Below are 14763 nucleotides of genomic sequence, written 5' to 3' on the forward strand. Positions count from 1 at the left end.
ATTTAGAAAGTTTTCAAATGTATTATAATAATTAGACAGTATAAATCACCCAAATGTTACAAATTTTGTCATAAAATTGCAGGATTAATAAACGTGTTCATCCATGAAGCCTAAAGCCTTATTCAACTGGAGCAGCGGAAAAGATTCTGCATTGGCTCTTTATAAAATATTACAGGAAGATCAGTATGAGATTGCAACTCTTTTAACCAGTATCAATAAAGAGTTTCAAAGAATTTCCATGCACGGTGTACATGTTAATCTTTTGGAACAGCAAACTTCTCTTCTTGGTATTCCTCTTATTAAGATGGAACTTCCCAAAGAACCATCTATGGAAGAATATCAGAAGATCATGAATAAAACAATGGCTGAAATACAGGCTCAGGGAATTACTCATTCTATTTTCGGGGATATTTTCCTGGAAGATCTTCGTCAATACAGGGAGAAGCAATTAAACACCATCGGGATGCAGGCGGTATTTCCTCTCTGGAAACAAAATACTTCAGACCTGATTCAGGAGTTTTTAAAATCAGGATTCAAAACGATTGTAACCTGTGTAAACGGAACTTACCTGGATAAAAGTTTTGCAGGAAGAATTATTGACCAGCAGTTTCTTGATGATCTTCCTGAAAATGTAGATCCGTGTGGAGAAAATGGGGAATTTCATACATTTACTTTTGATGGACCCGTTTTTAAAAGTCCTGTTCAGTTTGAAACCGGAGAAACAGTAAAAAAGACTTATCCCAAACCGAAATCTAATCCGGAAGATGAGGATGAAGAATATATTTTCTGGTTCTGTGATCTGATTGCAAAATAAAACAGCAATATTTTTTGCCACGGATACACGGATAAATAGGCTTAGAATATTTTGATTATTATTAATGGAGAATAATAATTAAATTACTCAGAAGGGTGGCTTAGTGATGAAAGCACAATTAAAATATTCGTGTATTCGTGGCATTAAAACTTTACTTTAATTTTGTAATAATGTCATTCATTGTATCAAATATCAGCTGTACGTCTGTTTCTGTAGTTTTCCAATTTACAAAAGCTGCTCTGATTCCTTTTTGCTGATTATAAACAGTAGGAGTCATAAAGACTTTTCCTGTAGCATTAAGCATTTCAAGGAATTTCCCTACTATATCCTGTTTTTCATCATCCCTTAAAGTGAAACAGACTGTATTAAGACGTACTGGCGCCAAGAGTTTAAAATCATCACTGTTTTCAATAAGTTTTCCGAAGTTTCTTGCCAGCGCAACATTATTTTCTACAATATACTGATACCCTTTCTTACCATAAGCCATTATAGAAAACCAGGCAGGAAGTGCTTTTAAACGTCTTGAATTCTCAGGAAGAAAATTTAAATAGCCAAAATTTTCCAAAGGATCACCTAAATAAGGAGCATTTGAGTTCTGGAAGGTTTCTACCTGTAAAACTTTGTATTCTTCTTTTACCAGGAATACAGCACTTTCATACGGTACATTCAACCATTTATGACAGTCTACGGTAATACTGTCTGCATATTCCCAGTCTTTGACAAGATGTTTATAATGATCTGAACAAGCAGCAAAGCCTCCGAATGCAGCATCAATATGCCACCAGAAATTATATTTTCCCTTCAGTTTTCTGATCTCTGTAAAATCATCAAAGTCAACGGTATTTACTGTTCCACCACTGGAAATCAAGATGAACGGCTCATTATTCAGATGTATAATCTGCTCTTCCAGATCCTTAATGCAGATAGATTCACGATCACTCCCTTCAGTTTTAATCCTGATGATACTATTACTTCCGATTCCCAAAAGAGATAATGACTTAATAGATGATGAATGCGGAGTTGCAGTCAGAATTTTGATGGGTTCAGAAATTCCTTCTTTGGCAATATCTCTGCCTTTTGCTTTTCCCAGCCATTGACGGGCTACTGCAAGACAGGTAAAATTAGAAATGGTAGCTCCGGTTACAAAACCACCCAGAAAACTGTCCGGGAGTTCCAGAAGTTCCAGCATAAATCTAATAGTCTCAATTTCTACATTCGCTGAAATATCTCCCTGTCCTTTTGTTGATTGGGGATTCTGGTCATAAATGGTAGAAAGCCAGTCTCCTGCCATAGAAGCTGGAGTAGCACCACCGGTAACAAATCCCAGATACCTTGGACCTGCTGATCCCACCATAATAGGTTCAAATCTTTTATTGAATATCTTTAAGACTTCTTCCGTTCCATAGCCATATTCCGGAAGATCTACCGACTCTGGTATAAGGGCATTATTTATTGATGTAGGTCTGTCTGCAAGGGTATTCAGGTATTCGGTGCCTTGCTTTTTTATAATATCCAATAGATGGCTTATGTTTACTGAATCATTTTTCAAATGTTCTTCCATGATGTTGGGGTTAGAGATATTCTATTCAAATGTATTGAATACCAGACAAAGAATCATTAAATACGCATTAAATCCCTCAAAATTCCCTTCTTAGCACGCATTTTGCATCCTACACTGCTCTTAAAAATTTCAGTATCTTTAAGAATATCAATGTTAATCTAAAAAAATAAACACCCGTGATCAAAAATTTAATGTTCCTTCTGCCTCTGTGTTTTTTATTTTCATGTAAAACAGAACCCTCGGCTCCTTCTGTTGATAAAAATGCCATTGTTGATTCTACCATCACCGCTTTTCAGAAAACACTCTTGAAACAGCAGGTTGATTCTGTATTCAAAAAATATCATTTCAATGGAAGTATTGCAGTTTTCAAGGATTCCCTTCCTCTTTACAGAAAAGAAAACGGATATTCAGATTTTAAGAGAAAAATTAAAATCGACAGCGCAACCATTTTTGCGATTGGATCCATAAGTAAGCAGTTCACGGCAGCTATGGTTTTGCTTCAGATGGAGCAGGGAAAATTAAATATGACGGATAAAGTTTCCAAATACTTAAAGGAATTCCAGATTAAGGAATACGAAAATATTACCATTCATCAACTGCTGAATCATACTTCAGGACTGAATATGATGGGAAGTAAGCTAATGTTTAAAAGCGGAACAGATTTCAACTACTCCAACGATGGGTTTAATGCACTGGGAAAAATCGTAGAAACAGTCTCGGGAAAATCATATAATGACAATGCGCTGGAACTGTTTAAAAAGGCAGGTATGGCTCATTCCTCAACCGGCGATATTTTTAAAGGAACCCATTTTGCATCCGCTTACCTTGGAAATGCAAATAAATCTGAAGAAGTTCCGAATATGCCCAAAAGATTGGGGGGAAAAGAAATAGGAACTCCTGCAGGGGGAATCCTTTCTACCATTGATGATCTTCACACCTGGAACAGTGCTCTTTATGGCGGAAAAATCCTGAAACCGGAAACCCTCAAGCTCTTTATGGCAAAAAGCTCAGAAAGACGACATGCTATCTTTGGAAAAATGGGCTATGCCTATGGAATCATGCTGAATATCGGCAAGCCCAATTCGTATTTTCACAGTGGGTATGTAAAAGGTTCTCCTTCCCTGAACATCTATTATCCTGAAACGAAAACTTCTGTTATTATCCTTTCTAATATTGCAGATGAAGAAAAAGGAAAAGGCTTAGTATTCAAACCGCATATTGAAGTAAAAAAGATTACCGATCATCTTGAAAACACCCTTAATCAGCTTAGATCAGGAAATTAGTCTTTCTATTCCTTTCCGAAGATCAATCGCAAATATAAAGAGTCTGCATTTTGGGCAGGCTTTTTTTATGCATTCAAGTTTATTTATTAATTTGCCTTATGAAAAAAATGTACTTCATTGCCATTTACCCATCAGAAGAAATCATCAAAGAGATAGGAGCTTTTAAAAAAGACCTTGCTGTTTCTTATGGAAACTCTAAGGCATTAAAAAATGAAGCACATATCACTCTTTTTCCACCTTTCTCCAGGGAACTGGAATTGGAAGAAGATATTCACATTGCTTTTCAAAAGATTAATACTACCCTTTCTCCATTTGAAATTGAACTGAACGGTTTCGGAAGTTTTGCCAATCCCAAAAATCCGGTGATCTTTGTACATCCTGAAGACAATGTTCATTTAACAGATCTTCACAACAGAGTAAAACAGCAGTTTAACTTTGCTAAATATTCCTTTACCCCTCATATGACGGTAGGATACAGAGATCTGACCTGGGAAAATTATCTTAAAGCCTGGGAAAAATATGAGCACAAAGAATACAAAACGAAATTTTTAGTTGACAAAATTCTATTGTTGCGCCATGACGGAAAATGGGTTTCTATTGCCGAGAAACTCTTTACAGAAACAATGTAAACCCCACCTGTTTTTTCCTTAGCTTTTATTTTTCTATTATCTATCATCTATTAGCCTCTTATCTTTTCGTCTTATCTCAATATTATTTTATAAAGTCCTATCTTTGACCCAATGATTGCAGAGAAGATAATTTTAGGTATTGATCCCGGAACAGCCGTTATGGGCTTTGGTCTTATTTCCGTTAAAAAAGGTAAAATGGAGATGGTTGCCGTTCATGAACTGATTCTAAAAAAATATCCCAACCATGAGACCAAACTAAAATATATTTTCGAAAAGACATTAGCTTTAATTGACGAGTATCATCCGGACGAAGTCGCTCTTGAAGCTCCCTTCTTTGGAAAAAATGTACAAAGTATGCTGAAATTGGGACGTGCACAGGGTGTAGCCATGGCTGCGAGCTTATACAGAAATGTTCCCATCACAGAGTATTCTCCTAAAAAGATCAAAATGGCCATCACCGGAAATGGAAATGCCAGCAAAGAACAGGTAGCAGGAATGCTTCAGAATCTTTTTAAGCTAAAGGAATTTCCTACCAAATATTTAGATGCTTCTGATGGTCTTGCTGTTGCAGTGTGTCATCACTTTAACTCTGGAACGATTACAGATACAAAGTCGTATTCTGGGTGGGATAGTTTTTTGAAGCAGAATCCGGACCGGTTGAAGTAAAGTATTTTCCTTATCCGTTACAGATGGAAATACTTATTCTTTCTTGCTTAGCATTCAATTGAATTATTTCTTAAAGTAAATCCAGTTGCTGCTTATATAATTACAGTTTTTACAGATCTTTGTTTCCAAGGAAGCTTTAAAGCGATACCATTTATTTTTTTCTAAGGAAGAGCTACCGGATATATTGAACTTATATTGTTTTTCCATATTCTTTTCGAGTAAAAATCTATAGGGAAAACATGGCTCTATAAAGCAGTCAAAATGTTTCTTTGGAAAATCTATATCTTCATATACTCCTGCTTCAGTATCACTTTTCTGAAATGCTGTTATCACCAATCCATTGTTATCAATACCATCAGGAATCTTAAATGATTCTTTATCAGCATTTCTGATTTCAAGAATTACCTCTCCTTTATTCATATTATCAAGATGAAATTTATAGGTATATTCAGTTTGCTTTTCCTGGCCTCGGCAAGTAATGGACAACAAAATAAAAAAAGAAAGTATAGTTAGTTTCATAGTATAACAATTTAGAAAGAGGTTATTTTCTTTCCCTCTTTTAATTAAATTTTCACTTGAGTTACTCTTTCATATTATTATTTAATTATACTTAATCTTTACCAAAGAGAATATCTACCAAAAATACATTTTCAAATAAAATTAGAATAATATGAGCGCTCATTTCACATATATTCGATGATCTATCAGGATTTTTAACATCTTAATTAAAAACCTGGTATAGAATTAAAATTTAAAAGCCCTCTTACAAGGGCTTTTAAATTTAGTTATTCATGAATTTCTTAGAGTTATTGTTCTTATTCTTATCAAAATAGTTGACAATAAATGCTCCCTTAGGAAGGGTTTTATCAATCTGAATTTCATTCGTTTTAGTTTTTCCTTTCTGGATGATCTTACCACTTAAATCATAAATCTGATAATCTCCAAAGATTTCGTTACTGTCTCCTGTCAGTCTTAATTTATTTTCAGACTTCATATATACCAATTTTGATTCTGTATTGTTTTTTATTTCTGAAGTACCTAGACTACCCATAATACGTACAGCATAATCTTCCATCTGTCCGTATTGTAATTGAGAACAGGCATCAACATCCGGAAGTACAGTTCCATTATAGGTCGCAGCATCTACAGCTACTCTCATTCTTAAATATGTATTTGTAACCGCACCAGCAGGTGGAGTAATATTCATTGTTACCATCTTGCTATAGTTGGTTGCATTCTGAGCTCCTGAAGATTGTAATACACCTGACAGATCATTCACCACAAGTTCAGATGCTTCAAACACTCCGTTATTATTATAATCAATCCATACTTTTGTTTTGAATTTATCAGACTGTGGTAAACCATTTTCATAATATACCTGTAGCTGAGTACTTGAATTTAATGGCATATCTGTATAATAGGCAGGTCTTATACAGGTAGCAGCAGCGTAATCTTCATAAAATTTAGGAGCCGGTTCGTCCGAATCATATCCATTGGTCATACTGCTGATAGATCCAAACTGAACTCTTGTAGGGCCTATTGCAAAATTATTGTTTGTTGGATGTACAGTCCCTGTAGGAGAACACTGCGCTGCAACAACTGCAACCGGAGACGGAATAACAATGGCCGGGTCTTTACCAGCAGTTGAATTAAGAAGATTTTTTCTGTATTCCATCATTTGCATCACTGCTCTTTCTCGTTGTCCCTCAGTAAACTTACGCTCAGTATTTGAGTAATTCATGATATTATATTGAACGCCCTGATAATTAACCCCCGTACAAGGATTAATAGCAGTATTGGAAGGTGCCGGAAACTGAAAATAAGCAGCACCGGAAACCTCTGTATCACATACCCTGTCATTGTCTATTGTACAATCAGTCTGAGCCGGAGGACAATATCCTGCCGTTCCACTTGTCACCTGATAGTTTCCACCCTGGAAAGTATGATACAATCCAAATGCATGTCCTAGCTCATGGGTTAATGTTGTATCATTTTGATTTTTAATAGTAGCTACTTTCATAAAGCTCTCATAAAAATAATCATAGGTATCGGGGAATCTTGCATATCCCATTAACCCACCAGAATTCAATTGCTGCCCGTTAAATCCAATGATGACATAAATATTGAAATAAGAAGACTCCGGCCAATGTGGTGCTAAAGTTTTAATAGCACTATCACTAGCTCCAGTACCTCCGTTACCCTGTTTTACCCCCTTAGTATCATACAAAGGAATCGGACTTCCATTATATCTTACAATACCATTAGTAGGCGTACAGGTAGGTGATCTTTTTGCTAAAACCAACTTAAAAGGAATTACATTCCCTCCATCTATTCCAGCTCCTTCCGGATAAAAACCATTACCATAGGTAGTAGCATACATCTGATTAGCTCTGTCAATCCAGTCTGAAATTTCCTTATCAGTCAATGCTAAATTTGCATTAGCAGTTGCCTGAGACTCAATAACATGAACTACAACCGGGATTTCATAAACCTGACCTGAGTATAATCCGTTCCACGACGTTCCACCTCCTACTTTATTCAGAAAGGATTGCTTATCAATACTTCTGAGTTTCTTCTCTGTTTCTTCTCTTCTTTTTTTCAGAGCAGGAAATTGTTCATCCATTTTTTTGAGTTCTTCATCAAAACCGCAATAACGTTCCAGGCTTTGAGAAAAAACATTAGAAAACAACAAAGTTGCCGAAATAATAATAATTTTCTTCATTTTACTTAATTTTATTAAAATATAAAAAACAAAAATATCATTTTAACTCTGAAAAACACAATATCAATCTATATTTTCTTTTTAAAATTAGCAATACAAAATACCTCAAATTATATTTCAACAAAAAAACATAAAATAAAATTACTTGGTAAAACATAATACTATCTTTTACATTGGTATGATTTTTAATACTACCTTTGTATAAATTTTCTATGATGAAAACAAACCAACAAACTATAAATCAAACGAATCATAAAATAAATTGGTTCCAGAAGTTCCTGATGGTATGCTCCGGCGGGAACATCCATATTTTAAGAAAAACTCCAAGTGAATGGAATAAATTTTCCGGAATTGGAGGAATTGTACTTTTTACGGCGGTGTTCGCCACTCTATCTGCAGGTTATGCTATGTATACCGTATTCGACAATATCTGGGCAGCAGTGGGGTTTGGAATTCTATGGGGATTAATGATCTTTAACCTCGATCGCTATATTGTATCTTCCATTAAGAAAACCGGTACATGGTGGAATCAGATCTTGATGTCTATTCCCCGTTTGATTCTTGCCACATTTTTAGGGATTATTATTTCAAAACCTTTAGAACTGAAAATCTTTGAAAAGGAGGTGAATAAACAATTAAATACCATTATTCAAAGGAATAAAAAACAGCTTCAGGGTGAAATGACAGGAAGAATTCTTCAGCAAAGCGGGCCTTTTGAAACGGAAAAGAAACAGATCGCAGAAAAAACAGCCCTCTATCAGCAATCCTATGATTCTGCCTCTGTAGAACTTGAAAAGGAAATTTTGGGAAAAGAATCCGGACTAACCAGTGGAAAAGAAGGATTCGGGTCTAATGCCAAACGTAAACAGCAATTGAAGGAGCAACGCAGACAGGATCTTGAAAACTATCAGAAACAGGTAGCTCCAAGATTAGAATATCTTGATAAAGAGATTTCAAAAGTATATACGAATCTTGAAACTGAAAGAAAGTCTACCGAAACTTTTGAAGATAAATTCAATGGATTTGCAGCACGACTTCAGGCTTTGGATGAGTTGGGTAAAAATTCTGCCATTATAGGATTGGCAGCTACCTTTATTATGGGATTATTCATCTGTCTTGAAATTTCTCCGGTGCTGGTAAAACTGATCTCTCACGTAGGTCCTTATGACTATCTTTTAGAAAAAACCGAAAACGACTTCAGGCTTTATTCTAAGGAAAAAATTGAAAAAGGAAATGCGCTAACCGATTTCAGAGTTGATGATTTCAAGGATAATCTAAAAAAATAATGTATTTTTCATCCATGATTATTGATAAAGAAGAAATCCGGAAGAAAAAGAAAAAGCTGGACGACTGTAAAGCTTACCTTAAAAAAGAATTCATCGGTATAGATAAGATCATCGATGATATCATGGAATACATCCAGATCTGGTATCTGATGCCTGAGATCCTGACCCGTCCCGTAGTAATTAACCTATGGGGAATGACCGGCGTAGGAAAAACAGATCTGGTGAGAAAAATGGTCCGTTTTCTTGATTTTCAAAACCGTTTTGTAGAAATTGAACTAAGTAATTCGGATGAAACATCATGGAGCAAAAGTGTGTCTGATATATTACAAAGTAATGGATTAAGCGATGAAAAACCCAGTATTGCTCTCTTCGACGAAATCCAGCGTTTTAATACGATTGATCCGGATGGGATGCCGGTTCCACAAACCAAATTCACAGATTTCTGGGAACTTTTAAGTGACGGACGTCTCAGCAAAAGAGAACGGGAAGATCTTGAACATTATTTATTCTCTTATCTATTCCGTAAAAAAGAAAATGACAGAAGAAAACTGAACGGAGAAACGGAACTGGATGAAAACCCTTATCTGAACCTCTGGGATGCCAAAGAATTAAAAAAATACCTCAGCATGGATGATGATGTCATGAGCATTATTGAAATGAAAGAGGAAGATATGATTAAGCTGATCCGCAAGAAGCAGAAAGAAAAGAAAATCTATGAGCCGGTAGATTACAGCAAAATGCTGATCATCATCAGCGGCAACCTGGATGAAGCTTTTCAGATGTCAAAAGAAACCAGTGAAGCAGATGTGGATGCCAATATTTACCACGCGTTTACTAAAAAAATAACTATAGTTGATATAAAAAATGCTTTAGCCAGAAAATTCCGCCCTGAGCAGGTTGCCAGATTCGGAAATATTCATCTGATCTATTTTTCGTTAAAAACCGAAGATTTTCATAAGCTTATCCAACGGGAGATCAATAATCTGAAGCATAAAACAAAAAACAAATTTGGTATTTCTTTAAAAACAAGCAAGGCAATCAATGAGCTGATCTACAGAAACGGTGTATTTCCGGTTCAGGGAGTGCGTCCTGTATTCAGCAGTGTAGTGGATATTTTAGATACTAACCTGAGCAAGTTTCTTTTTGAAGCCATTATTCATGAAGATAACAGCATTGAAATCGATTATCTTCAGGATAAAAAGATCATTATCGGAAAGGTTGGCAGCAGAACTATTGAAATTCCTTATCTGGGAAGAATCGACAGCATACGGCAAGCCAACCAACAAGATGCTGTAGCCAACATCAGTGTCCATGAATGCGGACATGCCATTTCTTATATGCTCTATACAGGTTTCGCTCCATTACAGCTTAAAAGCAAGGTGGCAAGCAGCTATGCAGCCGGTTTTACTTTCCCACATCAGATTCATGATACCAAAGGAAGCCTTCTGGACAGGATCAAAATCTATCTGGCAGGTGGTATCGCTGAAGAAATTATTTTTGGTGATCAGCATGCAAGTATCGGAAGAAGTCATGATCGGGAACAGGCTACAGGTTTAGCCATTGATTTCATCAGGAAATACGGTTTTGAAAAAGATTATCAGGCCACTTATAATCTGGAGGACTATGCTCACCGAATGCAGCAGCATATTACAGATGAAAGAGTTGAAAAACTGATGCAGGATCTTGTACAAAAAACACGGGAAGATCTGATCCTTCATCTTGATCTGCTTAAAAATATGAGCAAAACACTTAGCGAGAAAGGAAGCATGTCTCCAAAAGAAATTTATGATATAGCTATTAAACATCAATTAGTAGTAAGCATTAAAGAAGAGGGATATTTGCATATAATAAATTATCATGATTTATTAAATTCCTAGAGAAAATATCTATAGAAATCACCAAAACCATTAATAAAATCAAGCCTTTTAGTTGAATATGAAAGGTTTTTTCTTTTTAACTTTATACTAGTAAAAATCAATTATCATGAAAAATTTACTTTTCGTATGCACACTGCTCATCTGCAGTGCATTTTCCCCTGCATTAAAAGCTCAAGGGTCAGATCCTTTCTTAGGACAAATTGCATTCGTACCCTATAATTTTGCCCCGAATGGCTGGGCCGAATGTAACGGACAAATTTTACCAATTGCTCAAAACCAAGCTCTTTTTTCACTGTTGGGAACAACTTATGGTGGAAATGGGACCACCAATTTCGCATTACCGGATATGAGAGGCCGGGTACTTATTCATAACGGGACAAGCCCTTCAAGTGGAACCACTTACACTTTAGGAGAAGTTGGCGGTGCTGAAGGAGTAACATTAACAGTTACCCAAATGCCAGCCCACAGCCATTCAGTAAGTGCTGTAACAGCAGAAGGAAATCAGAATGTACCCACCGGAAGCCTTCCGGCTAATACAAAAGTTCTGGATAAAGAATATTCAGACGCAGCAGCAGATACTACCATGAAAAGTAGTATGATAGGCAATACCGGAGGAAACCAACCTCACGAAAACAGACAACCATTTATTACATTAAAATGTATTATTGCGCTAAATGGTATTTTCCCTTCCCATAATTAATTGTTATGAAATACCTTTACTTACTATGTCTGGTACTTGCAGGCTCAGCTTCAGCCCAGACGATTACCTTTAATGGATGTCATAACCTGTTTGAAAATCAGAATTTTACTTTTAATAAAACAGGAGTGGATACTTTCAATAAAAACATCTACATGACAACTCCTATTAATGATCAACAACCCTGTGGAGGGTTGGGAAACTGTGAATTTAAAATTCAATGGAACAATGCGCTTACCAGATGGGAATTCCTTGGTGACGAAGGAAATGGCACTTTCACCACTCCTTATTTAATTTATTACAATTCAACAGGAAATAATTCCCTTTCGATACCTCCGGGTAATGCAATAGGAACATGGATTGAAAATACAACTGTAACCAATGGAGACTGTAACGGAAATCTTACAGCTGCCAATTCTACCATGATGGGCGATGTACAGGGCGTGACATTAGGAATACAGGAAATTTCCAAAAGTAAAATTCAGATCTTCCCCAATCCTGTTTCTGATTTCATTCAGGTTTCAGGAATTAATGATGCACAGGTTATGCAGATCTACAATATTGATGGACGACTTATTAAGTCTGAAGTCTTCGATTCAAAGGTTGATGTGTCAAAACTTACTCCGGGAATGTATATCTTAAAAATTATAATGAGGAATCTACAGTCTCATGAATTTAAATTCGTGAAAAAATAAAATAATTTTCTTCATAAAACTAATGAAGGCTTTTGGAGACTCCGAAAGTCTTTGTTTTATTTTAGGGAATATTTTTTGCTGGAAACTGAATATGCCATCCAGTGTTGTCAATAATTTCATTTATTTTCCGGAAACTGAAATATTAAGAATTATATATCAGTCTGGAGCCGTATATGATTATTTTAAAGTCCCGCTTCATATTATTGAGAACTTTGGTAAGGCTTCATCCAGAGGTAAATATTTAAACAAGGTTATCAAACCCAGATTTGCATATAAAAAAGTGAAATAAAAAAAGACTGTCTTTATGATGAGACAGTCTTTTCTATATTATTAAAATTCTTTATAAAGAATAGTTAGGAGCTTCCTGCGTGATGATCACATCATGTGGGTGTGATTCTTTCAATCCACTTCCTGTAATCATTACCAGTTTGGAATCTTTTTGTAAAACTTCAATATCTTTAGCCCCACAATATCCCATACCAGCTCTTAAACCTCCGGTTAACTGGAAGATCACATCTTCTAATTTTCCTTTGTGTGGTACTCTTCCTTCAATTCCTTCCGGAACGAATTTTTTAGCTTCACTCTGGAAATATCTTTCTTTTCCTCCTCTCTTCATGGCAGAAAGGCTTCCCATTCCCTGGTAAGACTTGAATTTTCTTCCCTGGAAGATAATTTCTTCTCCTGGCGCTTCGTCTGTACCTGCTAAAAGAGAACCCAGCATTACTGCTCCTGCTCCACTTGCAATAGCTTTTACAATATCTCCGGAAAGCTTGATCCCACCATCTGCAATTACAGTTACGTTCTGAGATTTAGCATATTCGTATACATTATAGATTGCAGATAGCTGAGGTACCCCAACTCCGGCAACTACTCTTGTTGTACAGATAGAACCTGGTCCAACACCTACTTTAAGGACATTAGCCCCTGCTTTGATAAGATCTGCAGCCGCTTCAGCAGTTACAATATTTCCACCTACGATATCTAAGTTCGGATAAGCTTTTCTGATTTCAGAAATTTTATCTAAAACTCCCTTAGAATGTCCGTGTGCAGAGTCAATAGCAATAATATCCACTCCAGCCTGTACCAAAGCTTCAATTCTGTCTAAAGTATCTTCTCCCACTCCCACTCCGGCTCCTACGATAAGGCGTCCGTTCTGGTCTTTATTGGCATTTGGATATTCTAGTTGATTATCGATATCTTTAATGGTAATTAAACCTACAAGTTTGTTATCCTTATCTACAATAGGTAATTTCTCTACTCTGCTTCTAAGAAGGATTTCTTTTGCTTTTTCAAGATTGGTATCTTTGTCTGAAGTGATCAGGTTTTCTTTTGTCATGATCTCCTCTACTTTCACATCAAGATTTTCCTGATACTTTACATCTCTATTGGTAATAATTCCGATAAGAACATTATCAGTATCCACTACAGGAAGTCCTGAGATTTTGAACTTAGCCATCATCTCTTTAGCCTGTCCTAAAGTGTAGTCTTTTGATAGGGTAACCGGATCTGAAATCATCCCGTTTTCGGAACGTTTCACACGGTTTACCTGTGCTGCCTGCTCGGCAATCGTCATGTTTTTGTGGATAAAGCCTAAACCTCCAACTCTTGCCAGGGCAATTGCTAAATCACCTTCAGTAACAGTGTCCATTGCAGCGGAAACTATCGGAACATTCAGCGTGATTTTGTCGGTAAGTCTTGATTTTAATGAAACCTGATTAGGTAAAACTTCTGAATAAGAAGGGACTAGAAGAACGTCATCGAAAGTGATGGCTGTCTCTACAATTTTGTTATGAATAGACATCTTTACTTTCTGTGCAAAATTAGGTTATTTTAACGACATATGAAAATCATTTTTAATAGTTTAAATAAAAATTAATAATCAATAACTTAAATCGAAAAACCGCTCTTTTTAAGAACGGTTTTCCTTTACAAAATAAATTGATTATGTCTGAAACTACTTGCAACAATTAATTTTCTCTCATGATTAAAAAGCAATCTGCTGTTTTAAACAAAATTCTTAATAAGATTATTTATCTGCAACGGCATTGATCATTTTTGAAATATCATCCGGGGTAAAACTTCCTTTTACATCCACAAAAACCAATTCTTTATGTGAATTTACAGTAATAAGCATATTTTTAATGGCCTCTCCTTCCTGTTTCACGCGTAGATTTACATTTTCTCCATTATGTTTTATAGTCGCCCACTCTTCAAAATGATTATTATTTAGGAATTTAGCATAGTCGTTCAGCATTTCTTTACTGCCGTTTTCTACTGTAAGAATCTTTATTTTAGAGATCTTTTTGATAAGGCTGATGAGTTCTTCACTTTCCCCATCTTTTCTCAGAGCTTTCTTGATATAGGGTTTGGCCAGCATTAGTGGCACATTAAAACTTGTAAACCTGGCACCTTTAAAATCATATCCGGAATCTGAGAAGAAATCCATCTTTGGTTTACTGGAAACAATACAGGATTGAAGTGTACCTATTACCAAAAGCGAAAATAAAATAGTTTTAAGAGTTTTCATGGTGAT

14 protein-coding genes are annotated in these 14763 nt (G+C 35.9%); 9 read left to right on the forward strand and 5 right to left on the reverse strand.

All coding sequences use genetic code 11. From position 1 onward, the window contains the following. The first annotated feature begins 103 nt into the window (after positions 1-103). Complete coding sequence (locus DRF65_RS09655; RefSeq protein ID WP_115970548.1) at positions 104-814, forward strand: Dph6-related ATP pyrophosphatase; 711 nt, start codon at positions 104-106, stop codon at positions 812-814. A 151-nt stretch (positions 815-965) separates the two neighbouring features. Here DRF65_RS09655 and DRF65_RS09660 read toward each other — a convergent pair whose 3' ends face one another. Continuing rightward, entirely contained in the window at positions 966-2375 is a 1410-nt protein-coding gene (locus DRF65_RS09660) for a pyridoxal phosphate-dependent decarboxylase family protein (protein WP_115970549.1), read from the reverse strand. A gap of 176 nt (positions 2376-2551) precedes the next feature. Here DRF65_RS09660 and DRF65_RS09665 point away from each other — a divergent pair, with 176 nt between their 5' ends. The 3 genes from DRF65_RS09665 to ruvC all read left to right on the forward strand — a co-directional run bounded on the left by DRF65_RS09665 (position 2552) and on the right by ruvC (position 4953). Next, on the forward strand, positions 2552-3658 hold the full coding sequence (locus DRF65_RS09665; RefSeq protein ID WP_228438601.1) for a serine hydrolase domain-containing protein: 1107 nt from the start codon (positions 2552-2554) through the stop codon (positions 3656-3658). 98 nt (positions 3659-3756) lie between these two features. Next, positions 3757-4287, forward strand: coding sequence for a 2'-5' RNA ligase family protein (locus DRF65_RS09670; RefSeq protein WP_115970551.1), 531 nt, complete (start codon positions 3757-3759; stop codon positions 4285-4287). 111 nt (positions 4288-4398) lie between these two features. Then, a complete protein-coding gene (gene ruvC / locus DRF65_RS09675) occupies positions 4399-4953 on the forward strand; it encodes a crossover junction endodeoxyribonuclease RuvC (protein WP_115970552.1) in 555 nt (184 codons plus the stop codon). 63 nt (positions 4954-5016) lie between these two features. On the opposite strand, the gene DRF65_RS09680 is transcribed toward ruvC, so the two are convergent. Next, the gene (locus DRF65_RS09680; RefSeq protein ID WP_115970553.1) at positions 5017-5472 is read right to left on the reverse strand and encodes a hypothetical protein; all 456 of its coding nucleotides are present in this window, start codon (positions 5470-5472) and stop codon (positions 5017-5019) included. A 262-nt stretch (positions 5473-5734) separates the two neighbouring features. Continuing rightward, positions 5735-7675 carry a zinc-dependent metalloprotease gene (locus tag DRF65_RS09685; RefSeq protein WP_115970554.1) on the reverse strand — a complete coding sequence of 647 codons (1941 nt, stop codon included), beginning with the start codon at positions 7673-7675 and terminating at the stop codon, positions 5735-5737. Positions 7676-7890: 215 nt separating this feature from the next. Between DRF65_RS09685 and DRF65_RS09690 the strand changes: the two genes are divergently transcribed. From DRF65_RS09690 to DRF65_RS09710, 5 genes are all read left to right on the forward strand, one after another. Continuing rightward, a complete protein-coding gene (locus DRF65_RS09690; RefSeq protein WP_115970587.1) occupies positions 7891-8961 on the forward strand; it encodes a DUF4407 domain-containing protein in 1071 nt (356 codons plus the stop codon). After that, entirely contained in the window at positions 8961-10838 is a 1878-nt protein-coding gene (locus DRF65_RS09695) for a hypothetical protein (RefSeq protein WP_228438603.1), read from the forward strand. The genes DRF65_RS09690 and DRF65_RS09695 overlap by 1 nt, the downstream gene beginning before the upstream one ends. Before the next feature lie 106 nt (positions 10839-10944). Continuing rightward, positions 10945-11538: a phage tail protein gene (locus tag DRF65_RS09700; protein WP_115970555.1), complete on the forward strand. Its 594-nt coding sequence runs from the start codon at positions 10945-10947 to the stop codon at positions 11536-11538. A gap of 5 nt (positions 11539-11543) precedes the next feature. Further along, on the forward strand, positions 11544-12230 hold the full coding sequence (locus DRF65_RS09705) for a T9SS type A sorting domain-containing protein (RefSeq protein WP_115970556.1): 687 nt from the start codon (positions 11544-11546) through the stop codon (positions 12228-12230). 22 nt (positions 12231-12252) lie between these two features. Beyond that, positions 12253-12519 carry a KTSC domain-containing protein gene (locus DRF65_RS09710; RefSeq protein ID WP_228438605.1) on the forward strand — a complete coding sequence of 89 codons (267 nt, stop codon included), beginning with the start codon at positions 12253-12255 and terminating at the stop codon, positions 12517-12519. 51 nt (positions 12520-12570) lie between these two features. Here DRF65_RS09710 and guaB read toward each other — a convergent pair whose 3' ends face one another. Both guaB and DRF65_RS09720 read right to left on the reverse strand, forming a co-directional pair. After that, a complete protein-coding gene (gene guaB / locus DRF65_RS09715; protein ID WP_115970557.1) occupies positions 12571-14031 on the reverse strand; it encodes an IMP dehydrogenase in 1461 nt (486 codons plus the stop codon). A gap of 225 nt (positions 14032-14256) precedes the next feature. Further along, complete coding sequence (locus DRF65_RS09720; protein ID WP_115970558.1) at positions 14257-14757, reverse strand: DUF4252 domain-containing protein; 501 nt, start codon at positions 14755-14757, stop codon at positions 14257-14259. Positions 14758-14763: the final 6 nt, after the last annotated feature.

Source organism: Chryseobacterium pennae (assembly GCF_003385515.1).
GTDB classification, from domain to species: Bacteria; Bacteroidota; Bacteroidia; order Flavobacteriales; family Weeksellaceae; genus Chryseobacterium; species Chryseobacterium pennae.